We start from the raw sequence: 24144 nt of genomic DNA, 5'->3' as shown, positions 1-24144 counted from the left end.
GTTAAAAGTTAATAACCTTACGCACGTATTTATTTTTTATTTATAAAACCATTAGGTTGCATCCGCGAATATCAGAGTGGTCAAACCTACCAATAATTTCAAAAGAACCATCAGCGTTTAAGCTTCCTAAATCTTGGGTTGCAATAAAAGCACAAGAATTTATATTGGCAAGGTCTATAATATTTAAACCGCCTGTTTTTCCTGTATTTTGAATGGTTAACGGGTCTTCGGTATCACGTGTTAAAATGCGCATCCAATTAGGGCAATTAAAAACACCGTTACCCTTTGAGTAGGCCTGACTTAAAAGTTCGGTCATGCCATATTCGCTATGTATGGTATTAACGCCAAAACCGTCTTTTAATATGCTGTGAAGTTCATCTCGTATCAATTCTTTTCGTCTACCTTTCATACCGCCAGTTTCCATTATTATGGTGTTTTTTAAATGGAATTTGTAAGTTTCAACTAAATCTAATAACGCAAAAGAAACGCCAATTAATAATGTTTTTTTTCCTTCGGAATCTAAGGCTGTTAATGTGCTTTTTAATTCTGATAGGTTATTTAAATAAAAGCCACTTTCGGGGTGTTTTGATTGTTTTATAAGCGCATTAACCATGTAAATTAATGATGAACCTTCACGCTCTAAATACGATGGCAATAGCGCTAAAACTACATAATCTTCAATATTACCGTAAAAATGAGAAAATCCTAAATTAAAACTGTCTTCATAAATTTTTAGGTTAGTAACATGGTGCTTGCTGGTGTTTTCTCCTGTTGTTCCAGAGCTTGTAAAGGTGGTTTTAATAGTGTCTTTTGAACTTAAAACGGTATGCGATTTAAAAAATTGAATAGGTAAAAACGGAATATCACGCAGGGTTTTAACATCACTTGGTGTTTTGTAAAGTAAATCGCAAAAAGACCTGTAAACTCTATTGTTTTCAAACTGAAATTTAAAAACTTCAAGTGCTTTTAAAGTAAACGCTTGCTCTGTTTTTATGTTGAAAATGGTATTTGGGTCAATCATTGATACATCTTTAGTTTTAATACAATTATTTTTAAAACCTGTATTTAGAACAAAAGTATGTAAAATAAAAAAGCGCTGCTATTGCAACGCTTTTTTTAAGATAATTTAAGAGTTTATTTAATAACTAATCGTTTAGTTATTGTAGCATTATCTTGGGCTACTTTTAATAAATAAACGCCTGTATTTAAGTTAGAAACATCTAAAGTATTGTTGCTTAAAGTTTTGTTTATAAGTTGTTTTCCTAATAAATCAAATACTTTAACACTCATTGCAGAACTACTTCTGCTGCTAATGTTAATATAACCTAAGTCTGTTGGGTTAGGGTACATTTCAAAGTTGCTAATTTCTTTATCAATAGCAGTTAATGAAGAACAATCAGAAGCTACTATAGTTCCTAATGTAGGGCAGCTAGTAGCGTAAATTCCAACATTAGACAATGTCCATGATGATACTGTGTCGCTATCAGCATATTGAATACCAATATAAACAGCAGTTCCAGTAGAAGGAATACTTAGGCTGTAGTAACCATCATTACCACTTGCAATGGTTTGAATAGAGGTCCAAGTTGTAATACTAGCATCAGGGCAACCGCCATAGGCGTTAGTATAAAAAATACCTAAATCACTACCACTAAAGCCTTCCACAGAATTAAACACTAATTCTGTTCCTGCAGCACTAGATAAATCTAACGGGCCAAAAACTAACCAACTATCAGTTTCGGTTTCGGTACAACCACTACAATAGCCGTTAATAGCGTATGCACCAGAATTTAAATACCAATTATCACCATCATCATTAGCAGCAATTTGTACAATTTCAAACTCATTGGTTCCTGTTAAATCAAAACAAGCGGTAGGTAAACATTCAACTTCTGCTACGGTGCCAGATTTTGTAGAACCGTCACAAATACCTCCATTAATAGTAATGTCCCAAGCATCGCCTTCAGTTAACCCAGTAATGGTTATGGTACCGTCAGAAACACTTGCTGGGTCATCACCGCCAACAGTTCCAGTGCTTGAAGTAACAGAAGTTATTGTAGCATCAGAACCCGTGTAAGGAATATTAATAGTTACACTATCAGAATTACCAGTTGTAGAAGCATTACAAGTGTAGGTAGCTTCTCCCAAAGTAACATCGCATGAAACATATCCGTCAATAAGTCTAATGTTATCTACGGCAATATCTTCGTCTCCAGAGTTAAATGAAAAAGTTAAAACAATATCTATCACACTTCCACTACCAGATATTGCAGCTGCAAATTCAGCAAATTGGCTAGTAAGCGTTGTACCATTTACTTGGGGTTCAGCATTTGTGCCTTGGGAGTTATTATCAGCAGTAAGTAAGGTAGTAAAGGTTCCAGAATTATCAATATCATAGCTAACAGAAAAATAATCTGAATCATCCCAATCTTGATTTCCATCATTTGAATCGTCTTCAGCTAATAAAATAGCAAAGGTCAAATCTGTATATCCAGAGATGTTGATGTCGTCAAAAGTAATCGTTTGTGTTGCACTACTACAATCGCCATCAATATCTTGAGCAGCAAAAAAATAAGTGCCGTCATAACCATTAACTTCATAATTAGAAGCTATGTCACTTCCATCTGTAACGGTGAAAAAGTCAGAAGAAGTATCATTACAAGTTTCAGAGATAGTACCTGCGTATGGAGTGCTTTCAAACGACTCTTGAAAAACAGTAGTCTGCCCAAACGAGGCGCTAGAAATTAATAAAACACTAAATAAAAAGTAAAGTTTTTTCATAATAAAGAATTAATTAAATTAAGTCCTCTAAAATTACTGATAAATTTTAGTTTAAACTAAAAAAACAGCCCAATGAGCTGTTTTTTAACGGTGTAATAACATTGCGGTTACTTTATTACTAATTTCCTAGTTTCGCTAATATCATTTTCGGTAATTTTTAAAATATAAACACCTTTGCTTAAGTTAGCAATGTTTAATTGTTTACCAACTAGCCTTGTGGAGTAAATTTTTTTTCCTAAAACATTAAAAAATTCAATGTTTTTAACCAAATTCTTTTTTGAAGTAATATAAATAAAGGTTTTACCACTATTAACAGGGTTGGGGTATATAGATAAATCTTCTATACTTTCTTGTACAGGACTAGCTGTTGCAAAGTTTTGAGCCTCACTATTAAAAGTGGTAAAAAACAATGCAAAAAAGAAAAATAAAGTTAAATAGTAGCTTTTCTTCATAGGCTTTATTCGGTCGAAATAAAATTACAAATTAATAGCAAAAGTTATACCAAAAAAATGTTAAAGATTTGGGTGATTGGTCGAAACGTTAATTTTTAGTAACATGTTTGTTACCTTAACGTTATTAATTTTACAATTTTAAGTATATTGTACATTAAGTTTTATATTTACCTTTTACAAACTTTAATTTACAAATGAAGAAAAAGGATATTAAAATATTATTAGTTGATGACGAGCCCGATATTTTAGAAATTATAGGGTATAACTTAACAAGTGAAGGTTATCAAGTAATAACTGCCGAAAATGGACATGAAGGCGTTAAGAAGGCAAAAAAAGAGCATCCGCAGCTCATTATTTTAGATGTTATGATGCCTGAAATGGACGGAATTGAGGCTTGTGAGCTTATTAGAAAAAGTCCTGATTTAAAAAATACCATCATTACTTTTTTAACTGCTAGGGGTGAAGATTATTCTCAAGTAGCAGGTTTTGATGCTGGAGCAGATGACTATATTACTAAGCCCATTAAACCAAAAGTGTTGGTTAGTAAAGTAAAAGCACTTTTAAGACGCTATAAAGAAGAAGATGTAGCCAATACGGTTACCATAGGAAGCTTGGTTATTAACAGAGATGAGTACAAAGTAACATCAAAAGGAAAAGAGATAATTTTACCAAGAAAAGAGTTTGAATTATTATCTTTATTGGCATCAAAGCCAGGGAAGGTTTTTAAGCGCGATGAGATTCTTGATACCGTTTGGGGAAATGAAGTAGTAGTTGGAGGTAGAACCATAGATGTTCATATTCGTAAACTTCGAGAAAAATTAGGAGACGATAGCTTTAAAACCATAAAAGGCGTTGGGTACAAGTTTGTTGATTAATGCCAAATGCAGACAAAATTTAAAAAATCGTATAAGTTTGCCAAAAGAACAGCTCTATATATAACCATATATGTTACGCTCTTAACAAGTATTTATTTATACTATTTCTTTGAGTTAAAATGGTATCATCCATTTATTCTAGCTGCTAATGTTTACCTGTTTTCTTTTGTAATTATTCAGTTTAGATTAGAACGCTTTATTTATAAACGGGTTAAGAAAATCTACGATGATTTAACACTTTTAGAATCGGCAAGTTTAAGCAAAGGGGCTATTACTACAGATATGAGAACCCTAACTCAAGAAATTGATAAGTACGCCAGAGATAAAAAGTTACAAATAGAAACCCTTAAAGTTAGAGAGCAATACCGAAAAGAATTTTTAGGCAATGTTTCGCATGAATTAAAAACACCATTATTTACTATTCAAGGTTATATTTTAACCTTGCTTGATGGTGCTATGGAAGATGAAAAACTTAGAAAAAAATACTTAACAAGGGCTAGTAAAGGCATAGAAAGATTAGGCTACATTATTAAAGATTTAGATATGATTACCAAGTTAGAAGTTGGTGATTTAAGTTTAAACACAGAAGTTTTTGATATTGTAGAATTGGTTGAAAGTGTTTTTGATATGTTTGAAATGAAAGCAAGCAAAAAGAAAATAACGTTAACCTTTGATATGGATTATAACAATCCGGTTATGGTTAAGGCCGATAAAGAGCGTATTCAGCAAGTGTTAGCCAACCTAATAGTAAACTCTTTAAAATACGGAAGGGAAAAAGGAACTACCGAGGTTAGTATAGAAAATCTTATTAAAAATAAAGTAATTGTTAGGGTTACAGATAATGGCGAAGGTATAGAACAAGAACATTTATCTAGGTTATTTGAGCGTTTTTACAGAGTAGATAAAAGTGGTTCTAGAAAAGAAGGTGGTTCTGGTTTAGGACTTTCAATTGTAAAGCATATTATTGAAGCTCATAATGAAAAAATATATGTAGAAAGTGAATATGGTGTAGGTAGTGAGTTTTCATTCACGCTTGAAAAGGCTGAATAAATCTTCAAAATTAGCCTCAAAATCAAAAGCTTTTAAACCTTTAAAATTAGCTATGTCTTCTATTTTATCAATAGTAAAATCTTCTTGTTTACAGCTAGGTACTAGATTAAGTTTTGTTAAGCGTTTGGCTAAGTATTCTTGTTCAAATTGCCCAGGTGTTGGTATAAAAAAGGCTTTTTTATTCAGTTTTGCTAAATCCATTACGGTAGTATAACCAGACCTAGATATAACAAGTTCACTCTCGTTAATTGTTTTTTCTAATAATTTAGAAGTCATAAAATTATAAATGGTCATATTAGCCTTAACCTGTACGGTTTGTTCCTTTTCCATAACACCCTTAACAAATACTACTTTTTCAGGGTAATTTTTCAATTCTAAAAGTAGCTTTTCTTCAAGCAATGTACGTTGTGGTTCAGGACCCGAAATTAAAACCAAAATTTTGTTTACTGGTTTTGCAGCTTGTTTTTCAAACCGACTAAGTGGCCCAATGTATTTTGTAGGGATGTCAAACGTGTTTTTATGTCCAAGTTTTCCGCTTAGGTTAATATCGCCTTCAGTATCGGGTACCCAACAAACCTTAAACTTTTTTATAATTTTTTGATGCATTTTGGTGCTTAACCAAGTAGTGCTTCCGCTTAATACATTAAGCTGATGTGTTATAAAAACCGATGGCACCTTTTTACTGTAAACTCCTAAACGGTTATCAGAAATAATACCTGCAATATCCTGCAAATTAACAATGTTTTTTATGGCTTTTTTTTCAGCCTTAATAGCTTGTAGTAGTTTGGGAGAGTCTTTAATTAATTTTAATTTAAAGTGCTTTCCTTTTTTAGCGTATGTTACATTATAGGCAGGTAATGTTATAGAAGAAAGGGTAGGAAACTCTTTTTGTAAAAGTGTTAAAGCAACACCATCGCTAGCAATAACCGGCTCAAAACCATGCTCTAATAAAGCATTTATAATGGGTATGCACCTAGTGGCATGACCTAAGCCCCAATTTAAAGGAGCAACTAAAATGCGTTGTTTATTCTGTTTCACACAAGTATTTATCGGTTAAAACATCATTAAAATATGAAAATGCTAAAATAAAGATATAAACACTCTTATATATTTCCTTAATTTTACCAAATAAATATAAATAATAAGAAATCGTTAAAATTAAGTGGGAAGTAAAAACAAATTAAAACGTTTTAAAGAAAACGAAACTTTTTCAAACGTTTATCAACCTAAAAGAGACGAGTTGGTAGATGCCAAATTTAAACTAAAAGGAAATTGGAGAACCACCGTTTTTAACAATAACAACCCCATTGTATTAGAGTTGGGTTGTGGTAAAGGAGAATATTCTGTGGCTTTGGCTAAAAAATACCCAAATAAAAATTTTATTGGTATTGATATAAAAGGCGCACGATTTTGGAGAGGTGCTAAAACAGCCATTGAAGAACATATACCTAATGTAGCTTTTTTACGTACACAAATAGAATTAATAAATTACGCTTTCGCGGAAAATGAAGTAGATGAAATTTGGATAACATTTCCAGATCCTCAAATTAAATATAAACGCACAAAGCACAGAATGACTAATGCCGTGTTTTTAAGTAAATACAAGCAAGTATTAAAACCAGAAGGTGTGGTAAATTTAAAAACAGATAGCGAGTTTATGCATGGTTACACTTTAGGGCTCTTGCACGGTGCAGGTCATGAAGTTTTATATGCTAATAATGATGTGTATAAACAAGAAGGAAGTCCAGAAGATGTTACAGCCATTCAAACATTTTATGAGTCGCAATACCTAAAGCAAAACAAACCAATTACGTATATTAAATTTAAAATTAAGTAGGTTTTGAATATTACTATTATCTTCTTTTTAGGCTTAGTTATTGCCTTAGTAGGTGTAATTCCACCCGGTTTATTAAATATGACGGCAGCTAAAATTAGTTTAAAAGAAGGTCATAGTAGGGGAATTATTTTTTCAATTGGGGTTTGTGTAATTGTTGTAGCTCAAACCTATATAGCCTCAATTTTTGCAAGGTATTTAAGTAAACATACCGAGGTGATAGATGTATTACAGCGTGTTGCTTTAGTAATTTTTATCTTAATAACCGTTTATTTTCTGTTTATAGCCAAATCTAATCCTAAGCAACAAATAGCTCCTAAAATTAGAAGCAAACACAGCAGGTTTTTTCAAGGCATGTTTTTGTCTTCAATTAATGTGTTTCCAATTCCATATCAGGCTTATATGACAGTTACGTTAGCTTCATTTGGGTGGCTAAGTTTTGAACAAATAAGTATTCTGTCTTATGTAGCAGGAGCCGCATCAGGAACATTTGTAATGCTATACATGTATATTTTCTTTTTCGATAAAATTAAGAGCGAATCATTCACCTCTCAAAAAAACATGAACTACATTATTGGGGGAATAACAGGAATTATTTCCATTATTACCTTAATAAATATTCTAAAGGAAATGTACCAATGAAACCCGAAACTTTAAGTTTTTTTGACAAAGTTTACCAAGTTGCTCGTTTAATTCCTCATGGTCGGGTAACAAGCTATGGGGCTATTGCAAAATATTTAGGAGCTGCCAGAAGTGCGCGTATGGTTGGGTATGCCATGAATGGTTCTACAGGAAAAGATGTTCCAGCTCATAGAGTTGTAAACAGAAAAGGCTTGTTAACAGGTAAACATCATTTTGATGGTACCAACCTTATGCAACAACTTTTAGAAAGTGAAGGCGTGAAAGTAATAAACAACCAAATTCAAGATTTTCAAAAGGTATTTTGGGACCCTTTAAAAGAACTATAGAGATATTACATTTTTAGATATCTCCATTGTAAAATCTTATAATAAACACCTTCATTCTTCTATCAATATTACCTATCTTTGTAGTTAGAATGATTCTTAATAGAACCCATGAAATTAAATAAGAAAGATATATTAAAAGCGCTTGAAACTATTACTGTTCCTGGTGAAGGACAAAACATGGTAGAAAGTGGCGCCGTGACAAATGTAATAACCTTTGGTGATGAGGTTATAGTAGATATTACCATAAAAAACCCAAGCCTGCAAGCTAAAAAGCGTGTAGAGGTTGATATTTTAAAAACCATTCACGAAAAAGTGTATGAAAAGGCTAAAATTACAGTAAATGTAAAAGTAGATGCTCCAGCAACTCCAAAGCCCAATGTTATTAAGGGAAACCCAATTCCAGGTATTCAAAATATTGTAGCTGTAGCCTCTGGTAAAGGTGGTGTTGGTAAGTCTACCGTTACTGCAAACTTAGCAGTGTCTTTAGCTAAAATGGGATTTAAAGTAGGTGTTTTAGATGCCGATATTTATGGACCATCTATACCTTTAATGTTTGATGTAGAAGCAGAAAAACCTTTGGCAGTTAAAGTAGAAGGAAAGTCTAAAATGAAACCAATTGAAAATTATGATGTTAAAATACTTTCAATAGGGTTTTTTACAGAACCAAATCAAGCAGTTGTTTGGCGTGGTCCTATGGCATCAAAAGCATTAAACCAAATGATTTTTGATGCGCATTGGGGTGCATTAGATTTCTTGCTTATAGATTTGCCTCCAGGAACAGGCGATATTCATTTAAGCATTATGCAAGCATTACCACTTACAGGTGCTGTTGTAGTTAGTACGCCTCAAAATGTGGCTCTAGCCGATGCCAAAAAAGGAGTGGCTATGTTTCAGCAAGAAAGTATAAGCGTTCCTGTTTTAGGAATTATTGAAAATATGGCGTACTTTACACCAGAGGAATTACCAGATAATAAATACTATATTTTTGGAAAAGAAGGTGCTAAAAATTTAGCTGAAGATTTAAACGTACCATTCCTAGGAGAATTGCCATTAGTACAAAGTATTAGAGAAGCAGGAGATGTTGGTCGTCCAGCAGCATTACAAACAGCTACACCACTTGAGCTAGCATTTGAAAAATTAACTCAGAATGTAGTGCAAGAAGTAGTTAAACGTAATGATAACTTACCACCAACCGAGGCAATTAAAATTACCACAATGGCGGGCTGTTCGGCAGTAAAAAAATAAAAATTATGACTTCAGAAGAACTAAAAGAAAAAGTATTAAATGCTTTAGATGAAATTCGTCCGTTTTTACAAAGTGATGGCGGAGATATTTCTTTACTGTCAATTGAAGATGATAAGTTGGTAAAAGTACAACTTCAGGGGGCATGTGTAGGCTGTAGTGTTAACCAAATGACCTTAAAGTCTGGTGTTGAAATGACTATAAAAAAACATGCGCCTCAAATAGAGAAAGTTATCAATATAGAAGCTTAATTAAGTTATCTACTAAAGATAAAGATGCAATAAAGCAGTATTTTTATTGAAAAAGGACTTTAAAAGCGGTATAAATTTTAATAAATCTTCAATTTTTTTAATTCCTATTAAATTAGTAGGAAAAAGTTTTAATAATCTCATTTACTTCAATTAAATTTGCGGCACAAATTATGATATGTCTTAAAACAAGGCTTATATGTGTTATAAGAAAATTAAATTTTAAGCATTAATATAATTTTAAAAATTATTAAATCTCAATTTTAGAGTAAACATATTACAATGCAAGACGTAAATATTAAAATAACAGATAGAGATGGTGTGACTCACGATGTTGTAGCGCCAACAGACATGGCTATGAATTTAATGGAAGTTGTACGTTCATATGAACTAGCTCCAGAAGGTACCATAGGTATTTGTGGTGGTATGGCCATGTGTGCTTCTTGCCAGTGCTATGTTAAAAGTGATAATGAACTACCACCAATGAGTGATGATGAAGAAGCTATGTTAGCCGAAGCGTTTGATGTTCAAGAAAACTCACGTTTAGGATGCCAAATACCAATAACTCCAGAAATGGAAGGTTTAGAAGTAGAATTAGCTCCAGAAAGTTAATTTTTATTTATTCTAAATAAAGGCTATATTTGCGCCGTGATTTATCAAAATACTATACAAGAAAGTTATCAAATAAAGCAAGCTACGTTTTGTAAATATGCTTTAATTACGCCTAATAAAACTATTAACTTAAGTTTTCCGCAAATGCTTGAGTTAAGGCGAAAAATAAATAAATTAACCACTTTTAACTCGTTAAATAGAATTATTAATAACGAGAATTTTGTACTGCTTTTTGTGGCAGATAAGCAACATCTTATTTTTTTAGAAATACCTCAATTACTCCATTTAAAAGAAGAAATAGACTTGTTTTTTCATACTCCAAGTAAGGTTTTAGTATAAAACTTTATGTTTATTTAGACTTTATCCAAATTTTATTTAAAATTATTCCAAGCCTTCTTTTATTGTAAATTTGTGTAAAAAGATTTAGGTATGAATACAATAGTTAGAAAGCAAATGTCTATTAACGCAGATGTGATGGACTTATTAAACAACCAAATTGCTATGGAAATGAAGGCTTCTGCTTCATATTTGGCCATGGCTTCTTGGTGCGACCAGCGTGAACTTTTAAACAGTAAAGCATTCTTCTACAAACAAGCCGAAGAGGAACGTGAGCACGCTATGAAAATATTTGAATTTATTAATGATAATGGTGGTGCAGCAATTTCACCAAACGTTACCAATGTAAATAATGATTTTGAAAGCTTAAGAGCTATTTATGAAACTGGTTTAGAACAAGAAATAGCCGTAACAGAATCTATCTTTAAAATTTTTAAAGCTGCTAGAAAAGCCGATGATTTTATTACTGAAGTATTTTTACAATGGTTTATTAATGAACAATCTGAAGAAGAAGATACCTTTAGAAGCATTATTGATGTATTTGATTTAATGGAAGGTATGCCACTAAAAATGATTGACGAAAGATTACCAAAAGAATAAAACAAATAAAAAATACATAGCTATTGCATTAATTGCAGTAGAAGTGTTGTTTAAGCATTTAAAATGTTCTTAGTTTACCACCAAACTAGGAACATTTTTTTTATAATTCCGTTTTTAAATTTTAACCAAAATAAAGTTGAATATTTCTGATCTAGGTATTCTAAAGCCAAAGAACTAAACGTTACAAAATTTAACCAAGCTACGTTGGGGTGTGGTGTAATTAACCAATCTTTTTTATTAGGAATGAAAAACTTACAATCTTTAAAATTAATAATAGTGTTTATTGAAATGTAATATCCAGAAATGCATTGGTTGTTTAGTGTTTTTAGCTGAATATTTTGGTTGTTATAAGGTAGAAATAATTGCGCCTTAAAATACACTTGTTGTGAGATGGTTTTTGCGTTTAAACCAAGATTGTCTAAATATGGTTTACAAGCTTCAGAATGGAGTAGAGGCAGTTGTTTTTCTTTTAATTTAATTAACTTTTCAATAAGTGAATCTTTTCTGTTAGGACCAATAAAATGGTCTGTTTCTGTATTTCCTACGGTTTCATCATACAAATAAAACTTGTAAATAATTTCTAAATGAATGGGGGTGTCGTTTTTTAGTATCAAACAATCTAATTCACCTAAAGTAATTTTGTTTTGTTGAATTTGAATGTTTTCTGCTAGAATTGAAATATTGTTTTGTTGTTGTAATTCAAAAGACACAAAACGTTCAATATATTTTCCTAAACGCAGTTTATCATCAACATTTATGTTAATGTTATTTGTGGTAGTTTCAATTTCAAATTGTTGTAAGTTAAGCACAACATTATTTTGCCATAAAACAGGTGTTTTTAAAAAGCCTTCATATCGTTTTTGTAACATGATTAAGTATTGTAATCCATCAACTTAACAGGGCCTTCTAGTAGGGTTCTAATAATTTGTAAGGTGCCATCATCTTTTGTGGCTATATGCCATTTAATTAATGATATGGCGCCGTTTTCAATTTCTAAACCTGTAATGCTTCGTGGGTGAACGCAACTGCCATCGTTAAAAAAGGCAATATCTCCAGGTTTAGGAAAACGCGGTCGATGGGTGTGTCCGAAAATAGTAAGTAAATTGTTATTTTCTGCAATCCATTTTTTGGCGCGTTTTTCAATTTTTATTAATTCGGTATAGTTCTTTGCAGGACTTGTTGGGTCTGCAATTCCCATGACGTTTAAAGGTTTCCATAGAATACGCACTAAAAATCTACTCCATTTCCAAAAGAGAAAGTTCCACCAATCGGCTTGATGGCCATGGGTTAAAAATAGTTCTTGCTCGGTTCTGCAATGCTTTAGTATTATTCCTTCGTGATATGTAATGTCCTTAAAAAGCTCAACGTCTTCACCTATTTTAGGGTCAAAATAGGTTGATAAATGTTTTTTTACATAATTAGGGTTTCTGTAAACCATATCATGATTACCCCATATCATATGTAGTTTGTTTTCCTTATGAAATTGCTTCATAAGCATATAAACGTTTTTATGAGCATTTAAAATAGAGGTAAATGAAATGTTTTCCCAAAGTTCATCGCCATCACCCAGTTCGCAATATTGAAAACCTTCGGTGTAATAGTATTTTAAAGCATGGTAGTAAATATTACGGTTATTGGCAAAATCATCTGCAAAACTATTATCACCGCGGTGGCAATCACTAAAAAGGATGAATTTACTATCGTCGTCAAAGTCAATAACTTTGGCGTTATTATAGGCACGATTTAATCGTTTTTTTGATGAAAACATGAAGTAAAAGTAAACAAAAAAGCGTTTCAAAATGAAACGCTTTTAAAATTGAGAGGGACAAAAAAGGTTTTAGAATTTATATTGTAAGAAAGCAGTGAAATTACGTCCAGGTTCTGTTATAGGACTCATGTCAAAATCTGCTTGATTTCTGTATGAAAAGTTTAGATGATTGGTGTAGGTTTCATCAAATAAGTTTAAACAAGCAACGCCCAGCGTGAAATTTTTAAATAGGGTGGCACCCATTTTAACGTCAAAAGTTTCATAGCCAGCAGTTTCGGTTTCTCCAAATGATGGTGCAATATGAGACTGCTTTGAAGTTATGTTGTACTGTGCTTTAGCCCAATACAATGCTTTTTCTATACCAATAGAGAATGATGAGCTAAATGGCGGATTTAAAGGTAAAGATTCTCCAAAATCTTTATTCTTGGTTCTTACATAAGCCGATTCGTTTTGTAAATAATAATCTTTTAAAATGTTAAACCTAACCATAAACTCAAATCCTGTTTTATAAGCATCATCAATGTTGGTGAATACTTTGGTGTATAAAGGTTCTTCAGTTGGCATGAATTTTCTTGGAATGCTAGGATCTACCACTGCCGATATATAATTATCATATACACTATAAAAAGCAGAAAATTGGTAGCTGAAATTATTAACGTTGTTAAGTTTTGAATATCCTTTAAAACCAATTTCAAATTGATTGTTTATTTCTGGTTTAAGGAACGGATTTCCTAAATATTCGTAACTGTCTTGCCCTACCGAAAAATGGTTTATATAGCGTTCTGCCATATTTGCGGTTCTAACGCCTCTACCATATGCAAATTCAAGTATTGCTTTTGGTGTTATTTTATGTTTTAATGATATGGTTCCGCTTACATTGGTTTCACTTTTACTTACGTTGTTGCCATAATACAAGGCAAAATCATCTTCTAAATCTTTAGCATCAGCATTTACAAAATCTACTCTTATGCCCGCAGTAAATGTAGTTTTGTTAATTTGATAGTTGGCTTCTGTAAATACACCAATGTCATTTAATTCAGCATCTTGCCAAATTTTATCTTGTATAACAACAGGGGTATCTAGCATATTACCATTCATCATTTTAATGGTACGTGTACGGTTGCCTTCTCTACTAATAAGGTTAACATCTGCTCCAGTATATAAGTTTAGTTGGTTAAATAACCAATGCGTTTCTACTTTACCACCTATGGTTGTTGATGTTACTGGCGATGAAGCAAAAACCATATTAAAATTAGGTCTGTTTTCATTGGTCATTAAATGATCTACGTAGCTATAAAAGGCTTTAGCAGTTATGTCTTTTAAGTTGTTGCTAATATTTTCTGCCTTGTAATCTAGAGATGCTATTGAGCTATTATCAAACTCGGTATCCATTTGTAATGCAGCGTGTTTAGTGTCTCTACCAAACGATTGACGCCAATGTGCTTGTATGTATTGATTTTCAGAGAGGTTATACCCAAGTTTTAAGCCGTAATCTGTACTTCTGAAGGCTGATGGAATAGTATTGTTATTGCCATCTTCATAATCATCAAAATCTCTATATCCAACGTTACCAGTTACATTAAATTTGTTTGAGACGTGTTGTAGTTGAATTAAGCTAACCAAGGCATTTCCGTTGGTTTCATAGCCTACAGAGGTTTTGCCATGAAGCCCTTTTTCAAGCTTATTAGGGTCTTTGGTTACCATATTTACAATACCACCAAAAGTAGCACCGTATCTTACAGTATAAGGACCTTTAACAACTTCAATTTTTTCAATTTCTTCTGGAATAACATGGGTAGTTATTGGATCCATACGGTTTGGACAAGCATGTACCGCTTTTGTGCCACCATCATACATTACATTTAGTTGTTCATAAGCCGAAGCCCTAAATACAGGGTCTATAGCATAGTTACCGCGTTTAATTGCCGAAAAGCCATTAATTTCTGAAAATAAGTCGGCTACATTTTTAGGTTGTGTTCCTTTTTTTTGATAGTCGTTTTTTACAGTATTAAAAGTAGGGTCTGTATTCGTGTTTCCTGTTACAATTACTTCTGGTAATTGCGTTCTATTTGTGTGGGTAGTATCTTTTTGTGTTTGAGAAAATGATACACAAACAGATAACACACACAGCCATAAGGATATGTGTAATTTCATTTATAATAGTTTAAAAATGTTAAAAAGTGCTTTTTGTTTAAGTATAGCATTATGTTTAAACAATGCTTTTTTATACTTAATAAGTATTTTAAACTATATAATTGGAGGTTGAAAAATAGATTTCTTTATATTGAAATTATAAAGGTTTTTGTAATAAAAAAAGTGTTCCTTTTTTAAAGTAATTACAGTGCTTTTAGATATGTTTAGAATGTTAACAAAACCAATAGGATAATTTTCCATATAAACGGATAGCGTGGTTAAGGGCTCTTGTTGTTGCTGTTTTTTTAGCTCTTTTGCCAGGTGGCATTTTCCGTTACACTGTAGCTCGGGTTTGTCTTTATTAACACATAAAAACTCAGCAATATAGTCTTGATTAAGCAGATATTCAATACAGGGTTGAATAGGTCTTAACATAGCTAGCATATACAAGAAAACAAAGAATATGGCTGTGGCTTTTGTCAACTTAGTTTAGTTTTTACAAATGTATAGTAAGGCCGTTTTACAAGCAAAAAAACCTTAGCTAATTATTAACTAAGATTTTTTTGCAACAATATATGAAAAACGTACTCATTTTTTAAATAAAGGGTCTGCTCCAATTGTTCCAACCAACCCATTTATATAATCTTTAGATTTTACTCTGTTATATAGTTTTTTAACAGATTTTAAGCGTTGTTCTATGTTCAATTCTTTAACTAAAATATTATTATTTGGGTCTGCTTTAAAAGCTTTTAAATATTCTATTTGAGAACCATAATATTTAATATCTTTTTGTTGTTTTAGCGCTAACCTTTCTTTGTACCAATCTGAATTTAAAACATAGTCTCTATTGAAATATTGACGTAATTCAGGATCGTTAATATCTTTACCTTCATAATTTCCGTAAGCCATTATGTGTAATAATATTTTTAATGGTGGTATAGCAGCTTCAATACTACCATCTTCAAAATAATTTAAGGCTACTTTTTGTTGTGCTTCAACAATGTTGTTTATACCATCAACAAAATCTTCCAGTCCTTGAAGTTCTGGTTTAAGCATTCTTTCGCTAAATACAGCTGTAGGTTCATCAAACAGCCTGTTTAAGCATAGTAAAGCAAAGGTTTTTGTAATTCTGTAACCTAATCTACTAGCTAAAACTTTTTTGCCTTTATACTCAAAATCTTCAAGTTTTTCTAAAGAACCGTTTTTAATTAAGTTGTTAGGATCTCTATCTTCAGGAGCCATTCTCGCCCAAATTTCAGGGATTAACAAACTCACGTCATGGTCTATTTTATTTTCGGCACCAATATAACCAGCAGCGGTACTAAACCCGTTAGATTCTGTTAAAATATGCGATAGTAAAGCGTTGTTTAAATCGGTTGTTGGTGTTAACATATTAAACGGTGCTTTGGTTAAGGCACCTTCAGACCCAGCACCAGTAGTTGATGGCGATTTACCTGTTAAACTACAAATAAAATCCATAAATAATTCTGGTGTTTCTTGATAGTGAATAGGGTTATAAACCGCTAGAGGTCTAATGCCAGCTTTTTTATCTACAGGGTTGTTTCTTCTGCCAGGTAAAACGGCATTTACAACATGTATTACAGGGTCTTCTGGTTTAATTTTTCTTTTTAAACGCACCCCCATATCTGAAATATAAGTAGCTTCGGTTTCTTTATAAAACCTGTTGGGTTCTAAATAACGAGGATTTTTTGTTGGTAAACCATCTTCTACAATTCTTGGGTGAGAAGGTAAAACAAACTGTATGTTCTCATCATCACTATCTATAATCTCTTTAATAAAGTCTTTAACAGGTTGCGTGTATTTATCGTAATTTATGGTGTCTTCATAAATTTCAATAGCATCTTTTTTAGTTAACATTTCATAGTTAGTTAAAAATCTGCCATCTGTTATAATATCTAATTCTGCACCCTTATCATAACCTCTAACAATAGCTTCATCTGGTCTTTGGAATAAATGAGCTTCGCAGTTGGTTACAACTTTAACGCTTTTGTTAGGGTACTCTGAGTTTAAATTTTTAAATTTATTTCTAGGAAGCGTAATTGATGCTGTAATATCATCTTCGGTTTGAATTTTTTCGCACGCTGAAAAATCTGAACGTAATTTATTTAGCATCCAGTTCCCCTGTTGGTTAAACCCAATACGAACATAACTACCAACTACAGGCGTGTGATTATACAGTAATGCTGTGCCTTTATCGCCATTAATAATATCTACGGTCATCATGTCTTTCCAATTAAGGTTGGCACCATGAACTTGCCTAAATAAACGCTTTACAAATAAAACTAAAGAGCGCACATGAACAGGGATATTTCGTAGCCATTCATTAAACTCATCAGAGTTTTCTTCTGAGGGTGTTAGCAGTTTTACAACAGAACCTAAAGTTCTTTTTTCACTTAAGAAAGATCTTGATTTTGGTCTGTTAGGATCTTTAACTTTCCACCGTGTAGAATAATCAAATTCAATAATTTCGTCGGCTTTTTTAAAGTCTTCTTCTATGTCATGAATATTGAAAGCGCTATATGTAATAGCATTTTGCATAGATTTAGAAATCTCAGATTTTCCACCACCAGAAACGGTGCAAGGTTTATGACAAAATACGCCTTCTGGGTAGGTTTCTATCATACGCCATAAATCAATAGATTTATGTTTTTCTAACCTAAGTTTATTTCCAGATGGGTGCATATAGGTTTTGTAAGGAGATATTTTTAGTTTTTGTTCTTTACCTTTATATTGCCAAGTTATGCTGTTTGTATTTGTGTTGAAGAATGACGATTCTGGTATGTAAACTATATTAGGATATTTTTTGTCTATCGCATAGTTTTCAGGTTTTACTTCAATGCGGTCTCCTAGTAGTTTTTTAACATCTTCAAAAGTATGATCTAATCCGTAGTATTTACTGTAATCATTACAGTTAACGGTATCGCCCATAACACGTCTTGCGTAAGCTATGGCGCCACCCGCATGTTCTTCTTCTAAGATTCCATAAAGGTTTGCAGAATAACTAATTTGGGTTTTAATTTCCTTTTTAGAGTAGCCATAATAGTTATCTGCAATTAAGGTAACTACAACGCCTCTTTCGTCTCTACATGTAATTTTAAAAGCACCACCGTCGTTATAAAGTTCGTGTTCATCTATCCAGCACATACCATCTTTTTTCTGACGGTCTGTGGCATCATCAAAATGAGGAAGGCCTACATCTTTCTTTTTTAATTTTAATAGTTGAGGAGCAAGAATTATACATCCGGTGTGTCCTGTCCAGTGTTCTGGGTCTAAAGCAGCATCATTGTGTGCTAAATTAGGATTGCCAGCATTACCAAAAATGTTTTCAACAAAATCTAAATTACTCACTAAAGATCCTGGAGCAAAGAAACGAACTTCTAATCTTTTTTCAGAAATTACGCCTTTTACCTCTGGGCATACCACTGGCTTTAAAAGCATTGAAACCATGGTTTTTGCTTGTTCTTCTTGGCTCGATGTGAAAGGAAGTGTGTTTAGCTCATCTGAAGGTTTAAAAGCTTCATTTAAAAAGTGAGCTAATACTACTTTGGGTACTTCTTTTTTATCTAAAGGAACTGGAAGAGGACCTTCAACAATATGGAAGGTTCCTTTAGTAGTTCTTTTATCGTGTAAAGGGTTATTTAAAATACCTTGTTTTAATCTTTTAGAATTTACTAAATCGCTTTCAAAAGAATCACCATCGGGTGGTAAACTAGCTTCTCTGGCTTGTCCTTTTTTTGATAATATCAAGGTGTTGTTTGGTAATTTATAAGATTTGTTAACCTTAACATCTTTTAAATAATCATCAATAAAAGCTTGAATTCTGGAGTCTGCAGGACAAAGATGGTCTGCTAAAAGTCTAGACTTTTCTCTAAGACTCATTATAAGGGGTCTTGTGGTTTTTTCAAATTCAGGGTCACAAAATTTTTCCTTACTGTTTTCTTTGTCTTTAAAAACAGGTTGTCCTATAGAGGCTAGTTGTAAATTAATAAATTGAATGATGTCTTTCCTTGATTCTTCCATGCTTTGTAGCTTTGATTATTTGCTAGTATACCTTGTAAATAGGTGTTACAAATTTATAGCTACAATTTATTAAAAAAACTGTCAAAAGTCATGTAATCGTTAAATTATTAGGATAATAACTTGGTTATAAGGAAATATTAATAAGTAAAATGAATGTTTTATTTAAACGCATTTAGTCCTGTAATATCCAATCCGGTTATTAAAAGATGAATGTCATGTGTACCTTCATATGTAATAACACTTTCAAGGTTCATCATGTGGCGCATAATAGCATATTCACCGCTAATTCCCATGCCTCCTAAAATTTGACGTGCTTCTCTTGCAATATTAAGAGCTATTGCTACATTATTGCGTTTAGCCATAGAAATTTGGGCCGAAGTTGCCGTGTTGTTGTTTTTCATAACACCTAATCTCCATGCTAGTAGTTGCGCTTTGGTAATTTCAGTAATCATTTCAGCTAATTTTTTTTGCTGTAGTTGAAATTGACCAATGGGTTTGCCAAACTGCATACGTTCTTTGCTGTATTTAAGTGCGGTATTATAACAATCCATAGCGGCTCCAATAGCACCCCAAGCAATGCCATATCTTGCAGAATCTAAACAGCCTAATGGTGCGCTAAGTCCAGATTTATTAGGTAATAAGTTTTCTTTTGGCACTTTTACGTTGTTAAATATAAGTTCGCCTGTAGCAGAGGCGCGTAAAGACCATTTATTGTGAGTTTCTGGCGTTGAAAAACCTTCCATTCCGCGTTCTACAATTAAGCCATGTATTCTACCTTCTTCATTTTTAGCCCATACAATTGCTATCTGCGCAAAAGGAGCATTGCTTATCCACATTTTAGCACCATTTAATAAGTAATGGTCTCCCTTGTCTTTAAAGTTGGTTACCATAGCACCAGGGTTACTTCCGTGGTCTGGTTCTGTTAAGCCAAAACACCCCATCCATTCTCCACTAGCTAGTTTGGGTAAATATTTTTTACGTTGAGTTTCATTACCATATTTCCATATAGGATACATTACTAATGAAGATTGTACTGAAGCCGTAGAGCGCACTCCAGAGTCGCCACGCTCAATCTCTTGCATAATTAGTCCGTAGCTAATTTGATCTAAACCTGCGCCACCGTATTCTTCAGGAATATAAGGACCAAAAGCACCAATTTTGGCTAAACCACCTATGATTTGTTTTGGGAATTCTGCTTTTTGGGCATAATCTTCTATAATAGGAGAAACCGCTCTTTTTACCCACGCCCTAGTAGCATCACGAACCAGTTTGTGTTCATCAGAAAGGAGTTCGTCTAGGTTGTAGTAATCGGGAGATTCAAACAAATCAGGTTTCATAAATTTGATTTTTATTTATGTTTTACACAAATTTATTGAAAATAATGAAATACTTGATTGTTATTTTGAGAATTGTTTAATTGAGAGCGGTGTTTTTACAGAACTAAAAATTTGATGTTACATTTTCAAATAAAAATCCTTAGTCAAATCAATATACTCTTGTGTGTATTGATGTCTTTCGGTTTCAATTACAAGTTCGTTAGTTTTTATTTCGCTTTCGCGGAAGGAAAATTCAATTAAGCTTCGTTTTATTTCAGAATTTGGATTGCCTTTAATGCGTAAAATACGATTTGGGAAAAGCTTAATAAGGCTAGCTTCTTCTATATATTTGTTTTCTTCTTTAAAGGGAAGGACTATAGAAAATTTACCTTTTTTTGAAAGAAAGGAAATTACAGCAAAAATGATATGTTCCATTGGCATAGCATCGCTAAAACGTGCTAAATCTCTAGATTTGTCATTAGTTTTGTAGTTTTCTGAGTAAAAAGGCGGATTGCAAATAATAAGATCGAATTTTTCATCTACAGCTTCAATATACTCTAATAAGGAAGCATGAAAGCAAAAAAGCCTGTCGTTCCAAGGAGAATTTTCAAAGTTTTCAGCACATTGTTCAAAGGCATTATCATCAATTTCAATAGCTTCAATTTGTTGTGCTTTGCTTCGTTGTGCCATCATGAGGCTTAAAATACCTGTTCCGGCTCCAATATCTAAAATATTAAAAGGGTTGTGATTAATTGAAGTCCAAGCGCCTAATAAAACACTATCGGTTCCAATTTTCATGGCACATTTATCTTGATTAACTTGAAATTCTTTGAATTGAAAAGGTTTTTGAGACATTTGTGAGTTTTAAAATGCAATAATAGTAAACAAAAAAATGAAGATATTAACAATTATTGTTAAAACTTTATTGGCAATGAAATCTTAAAAAAGCAATATTAACGTATATTCATAGCGTGAAAAATTAATTGTGTAGTGAAACGAATTGATAATATTCTTGAAAAGTTAAACGACTTACTAATACTAAATGAGGAAATTGAGAATGCTTATACCAAAGCAATTAATATGCTAACAGATAGTTTCTATAAGCAATTTTCTAATGAAAGAAGCCTAGAGCGGAGTGGTTACGTTAAGTCTTTAAAAAATGAATTGCATAAGCTTGAAAAAAAAGCAGAAAACCCTGTTGCTTTAAAAAGAAGAGATCATGTTGTACGATTAAATTTTAGAAATTTTTTAAAGATTGAAGACGAAAACAAGTTTCTTAGAAAGGTATATGATATAGAATTGTTAAGTGTACAGAAGTATGACGAGTTACTTACACAAATGAATATGCCTTTATCACTTTGTAAATTACTTTTAAAACACAGAGATAATATTCAAGCCAGATTATTTGAAATGGAAAGAGATAACGAGGTAATTATAAGATAAAAGTTTTTATAAATATAAATCTATAAGTCCTTCAGGGGTTTCAACAATAATTGTTTTGTTATCTCTATCTACTTTTAAAATAAACTCATCATTCATGGGTATGAGTATTTCTATGCCGTTTCTGTCTATTTCAAAAAGTGCCTGAGCGGTAGAGTCGTTTATAGATTTTATAATACCAACATCACCAAAGTTTTTGTCTTCAATTTTAAAACCAATTACTTCATGAAAGTAAAATTTATTTCCATCTAATTTTGGTAGTAAATCTAGTGGTAAGTATAGTTTGGTTTTTATTAGGCTGTTGGCATCATTCTCTGTATCTACATCTTCAAATTTAATTCTAAGCAAATCTGATTTATGTAGTTGAGATCGTTCAATAAAAAAAGGGACTAGGTTATTTTTAAGTTCTATAAAAATGGCATCTAAATGCTCGTAAAGTTCTGGTTGGTCTGTGTCAAGTTTTGCTAAAACTTCTCCTTTAAAACTGTACTTTTTTACAATTTTCCCTAAATAAAAACAGTCTTCTTTTTTCATGACAAACTATTTATTTGTCACCCTGAAATTGCTTGTACTGAATTTATTTCAGTATTTCAGGGGCTCAATTTTAGATTTATAGAAATGCTGAAAATAAATTCAGCATTATATATAAAAAATGAAACATTTATTTATAAAAAAACTCCGATAGTTACTATCGGAGTTTAAAAGTATAAAAAATAATTTTTTATTCTTCTTCGTTTGTAGCGTCAGCTTCAGCAGCAACTTCTTCAGTAGCTTCCTCTTCTTCAACTACAGGCGCAGCAGCAGCAATTCTTGCTTCGTTAATAGCTTTTTCAGCAGCAAGTGCATCAGCTTTAGCTTTAGCTTCAGCTTCTGATAAGCCATCAGCTTTAGCTTGAATTTTTGCAGCTTTTTCTTCTAACCAAGCTTTGAATTTTTCTTCAACTTGCTCTTCAGTTAAAGCACCTTTTTTTACACCGCCTACTAAATGATTTTTAAGTAAAGCACCTTTATAAGATAATAAGGCTTTAGCAGTATCAGTAGGTTGTGCACCATTTTGTAACCACTTTACTGCACCGTCAACATCTAGTTCAACAGTTGCAGGGTTAGTGTTAGGATTGTAAGCACCTAGTTTTTCTAAGTATCTACCGTCTCTTTTTGCGCGCGCATCTGCGGCAACAATCCAGTAAAAAGGTTTTCCTTTTTTACCGTGTCTTTGTAATCTAATCTTTACTGGCATAGTAATTAATTATTTGAGGTTCCCGACCTCGGTTATTAATGAGGGCGCAAAGATACTTTAATATTTTTAATTTTCAAGGGTTTAGCTAAAATAATAAGCATACAGGTGTTGGTGTTTTAACATCGTGTAAAAAAGTAAGTTTTCCAGTAGTTTTGTTAATGTTAAAAACCGAAATATTGTTGCTTCTTCTATTGGCAGCTAATAAAAAATTTCCTGTTGGGTCTAAAGTAAAATTTCTAGGCCAGTTACCATGAACGCTTATGTTTTGTATTTTCTCAATTGTGCCATCTTTAGTGTTTCTTTTAAAAACAACTATAGAATTTTCGCCTCTATTAGAACCGTATAAAAATTGCTCGTCTTTAGATAAATGAATATCGGCACAAGAGTTTTTTCCTAAATAGTTTTCGTCTAAAGTAGAATCTTCATCAATGGTTTTAAAACCAGATTCGGTTCTTTTTACAGAAGTTATAGAGCTGCCATATTCATTGATGATATAAATAAATTGTCCGTTTTCGGTTATCGAAAAATGGCGCGGTCCAGGATTTCCTTCCATTTTAACAATAGATTCAGATTGTAATTTGTAGCTGTCATCTTTTAGTTTATACTCATAGACAGCATTTCTGCCTAAATCGGCTACAAATAAATCGTCTTTAAAAAATTGAGCAGAATGCGCTTTGGCTTTTTCATTCTTTGTATTGTGGTTAAATACTTGAGAAGCCTCGTTTAAAGACCCGTCAGAATTAATATTGTAAACAGATACTTTTCCAGCTGTGTACATAGAAACTACAGCTTTATTGCCCGCTTTGTTTAATGAAATGTGGCAAGGGTTTTTGCCATTACTACTTACACTATTTATTAAGGAAAGTGTGCCATTTGGATTTATTTTGTAAGATGAAATATAGTCGTTCTCAGTGCTTGTTTTGTTTACAGAATATATGAATTTTTTATCTGGGGAATAATCTAGAAAAGACGGACTTACAGCTTCTATAGATAAAATCTTATTACTTAATTCACCGGTTTTGGTATTAAAATCAAAGCGGTATATGCCTTTGCTACCTTCATCTGTAAAAGTGCCTACAAATAAAGGAACGGTTGATGATTTACAATTGAAATTAAGAATACTAATGGCTAGAATAAAAAAAGAGAATTTAAATTTCATTATGTGAAATTGTTTAATTTCAAAAGTAAATATTTTTAAATGAACTGTTGTT

24 protein-coding genes are annotated in these 24144 nt (G+C 32.3%); 10 read left to right on the top strand and 14 right to left on the bottom strand.

What is annotated here, in order from left to right:
- Window positions 1–40: 40 nt before the first annotated feature.
- The 3 genes from BWZ22_RS04945 to BWZ22_RS04935 all read right to left on the bottom strand — a co-directional run bounded on the left by BWZ22_RS04945 (window position 41) and on the right by BWZ22_RS04935 (window position 3233).
- Complete coding sequence (locus BWZ22_RS04945) at window positions 41–1021, bottom strand: acyl transferase (RefSeq protein ID WP_076698380.1); 981 nt, start codon at window positions 1019–1021, stop codon at window positions 41–43.
- Between the two features lie 113 nt (window positions 1022–1134).
- On the bottom strand, window positions 1135–2781 hold the full coding sequence (locus BWZ22_RS04940; RefSeq protein WP_076698378.1) for a T9SS type A sorting domain-containing protein: 1647 nt from the start codon (window positions 2779–2781) through the stop codon (window positions 1135–1137).
- Between the two features lie 107 nt (window positions 2782–2888).
- On the bottom strand, window positions 2889–3233 hold the full coding sequence (locus BWZ22_RS04935; protein WP_076698377.1) for a T9SS type A sorting domain-containing protein: 345 nt from the start codon (window positions 3231–3233) through the stop codon (window positions 2889–2891).
- Between the two features lie 194 nt (window positions 3234–3427).
- On the opposite strand from BWZ22_RS04935, the gene BWZ22_RS04930 reads away from it, so the two are divergent.
- Entirely contained in the window at window positions 3428–4108 is a 681-nt protein-coding gene (locus tag BWZ22_RS04930; RefSeq protein ID WP_076698375.1) for a response regulator transcription factor, read from the top strand.
- A gap of 6 nt (window positions 4109–4114) precedes the next feature.
- Complete coding sequence (locus BWZ22_RS04925; protein WP_076698374.1) at window positions 4115–5158, top strand: cell wall metabolism sensor histidine kinase WalK; 1044 nt, start codon at window positions 4115–4117, stop codon at window positions 5156–5158.
- On the opposite strand, the gene BWZ22_RS04920 is transcribed toward BWZ22_RS04925, so the two are convergent.
- Entirely contained in the window at window positions 5132–6196 is a 1065-nt protein-coding gene (locus tag BWZ22_RS04920; protein WP_076698372.1) for a glycosyltransferase, read from the bottom strand. The genes BWZ22_RS04925 and BWZ22_RS04920 overlap by 27 nt on opposite strands.
- A gap of 124 nt (window positions 6197–6320) precedes the next feature.
- Between BWZ22_RS04920 and trmB the strand changes: the two genes are divergently transcribed.
- From trmB to BWZ22_RS04880, 7 genes are all read left to right on the top strand, one after another.
- Entirely contained in the window at window positions 6321–6995 is a 675-nt protein-coding gene (trmB, locus tag BWZ22_RS04915) for a tRNA (guanosine(46)-N7)-methyltransferase TrmB (protein ID WP_076698371.1), read from the top strand.
- A 3-nt stretch (window positions 6996–6998) separates the two neighbouring features.
- Entirely contained in the window at window positions 6999–7634 is a 636-nt protein-coding gene (locus BWZ22_RS04910) for a lysine transporter LysE (protein WP_076698370.1), read from the top strand.
- The gene (locus BWZ22_RS04905; RefSeq protein ID WP_076698369.1) at window positions 7631–7960 is read left to right on the top strand and encodes an MGMT family protein; all 330 of its coding nucleotides are present in this window, start codon (window positions 7631–7633) and stop codon (window positions 7958–7960) included. The genes BWZ22_RS04910 and BWZ22_RS04905 overlap by 4 nt, the downstream gene beginning before the upstream one ends.
- A gap of 108 nt (window positions 7961–8068) precedes the next feature.
- The gene (locus BWZ22_RS04900; RefSeq protein WP_076698368.1) at window positions 8069–9205 is read left to right on the top strand and encodes an Mrp/NBP35 family ATP-binding protein; all 1137 of its coding nucleotides are present in this window, start codon (window positions 8069–8071) and stop codon (window positions 9203–9205) included.
- A gap of 5 nt (window positions 9206–9210) precedes the next feature.
- Window positions 9211–9453 carry a NifU family protein gene (locus BWZ22_RS04895; protein ID WP_076698366.1) on the top strand — a complete coding sequence of 81 codons (243 nt, stop codon included), beginning with the start codon at window positions 9211–9213 and terminating at the stop codon, window positions 9451–9453.
- Window positions 9454–9732: 279 nt separating this feature from the next.
- Window positions 9733–10062: a 2Fe-2S iron-sulfur cluster-binding protein gene (locus tag BWZ22_RS04890; RefSeq protein ID WP_076698365.1), complete on the top strand. Its 330-nt coding sequence runs from the start codon at window positions 9733–9735 to the stop codon at window positions 10060–10062.
- Between the two features lie 429 nt (window positions 10063–10491).
- Window positions 10492–10998, top strand: a complete 507-nt coding sequence (locus BWZ22_RS04880) for a ferritin (RefSeq protein ID WP_076698362.1) — start codon at window positions 10492–10494, stop codon at window positions 10996–10998.
- 74 nt (window positions 10999–11072) lie between these two features.
- On the opposite strand, the gene BWZ22_RS04875 is transcribed toward BWZ22_RS04880, so the two are convergent.
- From BWZ22_RS04875 to BWZ22_RS04845, 7 genes are all read right to left on the bottom strand, one after another.
- A complete protein-coding gene (locus BWZ22_RS04875; protein WP_076698361.1) occupies window positions 11073–11867 on the bottom strand; it encodes a DUF1853 family protein in 795 nt (264 codons plus the stop codon).
- Window positions 11868–11869: 2 nt separating this feature from the next.
- Window positions 11870–12766 (bottom strand): metallophosphoesterase, encoded by an 897-nt coding sequence (locus tag BWZ22_RS04870; protein WP_076698360.1) that lies wholly within the window; start codon window positions 12764–12766, stop codon window positions 11870–11872.
- A gap of 69 nt (window positions 12767–12835) precedes the next feature.
- A complete protein-coding gene (locus BWZ22_RS04865) occupies window positions 12836–14920 on the bottom strand; it encodes a TonB-dependent receptor domain-containing protein (RefSeq protein WP_076698359.1) in 2085 nt (694 codons plus the stop codon).
- A 93-nt stretch (window positions 14921–15013) separates the two neighbouring features.
- On the bottom strand, window positions 15014–15382 hold the full coding sequence (locus tag BWZ22_RS04860) for a hypothetical protein (protein WP_157607914.1): 369 nt from the start codon (window positions 15380–15382) through the stop codon (window positions 15014–15016).
- Between the two features lie 105 nt (window positions 15383–15487).
- Window positions 15488–18940 (bottom strand): hypothetical protein, encoded by a 3453-nt coding sequence (locus BWZ22_RS04855; protein WP_076698356.1) that lies wholly within the window; start codon window positions 18938–18940, stop codon window positions 15488–15490.
- 158 nt (window positions 18941–19098) lie between these two features.
- Window positions 19099–20277 (bottom strand): acyl-CoA dehydrogenase family protein, encoded by a 1179-nt coding sequence (locus tag BWZ22_RS04850; RefSeq protein WP_076698355.1) that lies wholly within the window; start codon window positions 20275–20277, stop codon window positions 19099–19101.
- A 117-nt stretch (window positions 20278–20394) separates the two neighbouring features.
- Window positions 20395–21111: a tRNA1(Val) (adenine(37)-N6)-methyltransferase gene (locus BWZ22_RS04845; protein WP_076698354.1), complete on the bottom strand. Its 717-nt coding sequence runs from the start codon at window positions 21109–21111 to the stop codon at window positions 20395–20397.
- A gap of 135 nt (window positions 21112–21246) precedes the next feature.
- Between BWZ22_RS04845 and BWZ22_RS04840 the strand changes: the two genes are divergently transcribed.
- Window positions 21247–21699, top strand: a complete 453-nt coding sequence (locus tag BWZ22_RS04840; RefSeq protein WP_076698353.1) for a DUF2383 domain-containing protein — start codon at window positions 21247–21249, stop codon at window positions 21697–21699.
- Between the two features lie 6 nt (window positions 21700–21705).
- Here the strand turns inward: BWZ22_RS04840 and rimM are convergent, their stop codons facing one another.
- The 3 genes from rimM to BWZ22_RS04825 all read right to left on the bottom strand — a co-directional run bounded on the left by rimM (window position 21706) and on the right by BWZ22_RS04825 (window position 24092).
- Window positions 21706–22230: a ribosome maturation factor RimM gene (gene rimM / locus BWZ22_RS04835; RefSeq protein WP_076698352.1), complete on the bottom strand. Its 525-nt coding sequence runs from the start codon at window positions 22228–22230 to the stop codon at window positions 21706–21708.
- 187 nt (window positions 22231–22417) lie between these two features.
- Complete coding sequence (locus tag BWZ22_RS04830; RefSeq protein ID WP_076698351.1) at window positions 22418–22933, bottom strand: 30S ribosomal protein S16; 516 nt, start codon at window positions 22931–22933, stop codon at window positions 22418–22420.
- Between the two features lie 85 nt (window positions 22934–23018).
- Window positions 23019–24092, bottom strand: coding sequence for a lactonase family protein (locus BWZ22_RS04825; RefSeq protein WP_076698350.1), 1074 nt, complete (start codon window positions 24090–24092; stop codon window positions 23019–23021).
- Between the last annotated feature and the right edge of the window lie 52 nt (window positions 24093–24144).

The sequence above is a fragment of the Seonamhaeicola sp. S2-3 genome, assembly GCF_001971785.1.
In the GTDB taxonomy this organism is placed as follows: Bacteria; Bacteroidota; Bacteroidia; order Flavobacteriales; family Flavobacteriaceae; genus Seonamhaeicola.
This window is presented reverse-complemented; position numbering and strand designations above follow the sequence as displayed.

What these genes read in the sequence shown, in the direction of transcription:
- BWZ22_RS04945 (WP_076698380.1), bottom strand. Translation starts at nt 1,021, where the DNA reads ATGATTGACCCAAATACCATTTTCAACATAAAAACAGAGCAAGCGTTT.
- BWZ22_RS04940 (WP_076698378.1), bottom strand. Translation starts at nt 2,781, where the DNA reads ATGAAAAAACTTTACTTTTTATTTAGTGTTTTATTAATTTCTAGCGCC.
- BWZ22_RS04935 (WP_076698377.1), bottom strand. Translation starts at nt 3,233, where the DNA reads ATGAAGAAAAGCTACTATTTAACTTTATTTTTCTTTTTTGCATTGTTT.
- BWZ22_RS04930 (WP_076698375.1), top strand. Translation starts at nt 3,428, where the DNA reads ATGAAGAAAAAGGATATTAAAATATTATTAGTTGATGACGAGCCCGAT.
- BWZ22_RS04925 (WP_076698374.1), top strand. Translation starts at nt 4,115, where the DNA reads ATGCAGACAAAATTTAAAAAATCGTATAAGTTTGCCAAAAGAACAGCT.
- BWZ22_RS04905 (WP_076698369.1), top strand. Translation starts at nt 7,631, where the DNA reads ATGAAACCCGAAACTTTAAGTTTTTTTGACAAAGTTTACCAAGTTGCT.
- BWZ22_RS04900 (WP_076698368.1), top strand. Translation starts at nt 8,069, where the DNA reads ATGAAATTAAATAAGAAAGATATATTAAAAGCGCTTGAAACTATTACT.
- BWZ22_RS04895 (WP_076698366.1), top strand. Translation starts at nt 9,211, where the DNA reads ATGACTTCAGAAGAACTAAAAGAAAAAGTATTAAATGCTTTAGATGAA.
- BWZ22_RS04890 (WP_076698365.1), top strand. Translation starts at nt 9,733, where the DNA reads ATGCAAGACGTAAATATTAAAATAACAGATAGAGATGGTGTGACTCAC.
- BWZ22_RS04880 (WP_076698362.1), top strand. Translation starts at nt 10,492, where the DNA reads ATGAATACAATAGTTAGAAAGCAAATGTCTATTAACGCAGATGTGATG.
- BWZ22_RS04875 (WP_076698361.1), bottom strand. Translation starts at nt 11,867, where the DNA reads ATGTTACAAAAACGATATGAAGGCTTTTTAAAAACACCTGTTTTATGG.
- BWZ22_RS04870 (WP_076698360.1), bottom strand. Translation starts at nt 12,766, where the DNA reads ATGTTTTCATCAAAAAAACGATTAAATCGTGCCTATAATAACGCCAAA.
- BWZ22_RS04865 (WP_076698359.1), bottom strand. Translation starts at nt 14,920, where the DNA reads ATGAAATTACACATATCCTTATGGCTGTGTGTGTTATCTGTTTGTGTA.
- BWZ22_RS04855 (WP_076698356.1), bottom strand. Translation starts at nt 18,940, where the DNA reads ATGGAAGAATCAAGGAAAGACATCATTCAATTTATTAATTTACAACTA.
- BWZ22_RS04850 (WP_076698355.1), bottom strand. Translation starts at nt 20,277, where the DNA reads ATGAAACCTGATTTGTTTGAATCTCCCGATTACTACAACCTAGACGAA.
- BWZ22_RS04845 (WP_076698354.1), bottom strand. Translation starts at nt 21,111, where the DNA reads ATGTCTCAAAAACCTTTTCAATTCAAAGAATTTCAAGTTAATCAAGAT.
- rimM (WP_076698352.1), bottom strand. Translation starts at nt 22,230, where the DNA reads ATGAAAAAAGAAGACTGTTTTTATTTAGGGAAAATTGTAAAAAAGTAC.
- BWZ22_RS04830 (WP_076698351.1), bottom strand. Translation starts at nt 22,933, where the DNA reads ATGCCAGTAAAGATTAGATTACAAAGACACGGTAAAAAAGGAAAACCT.
- BWZ22_RS04825 (WP_076698350.1), bottom strand. Translation starts at nt 24,092, where the DNA reads ATGAAATTTAAATTCTCTTTTTTTATTCTAGCCATTAGTATTCTTAAT.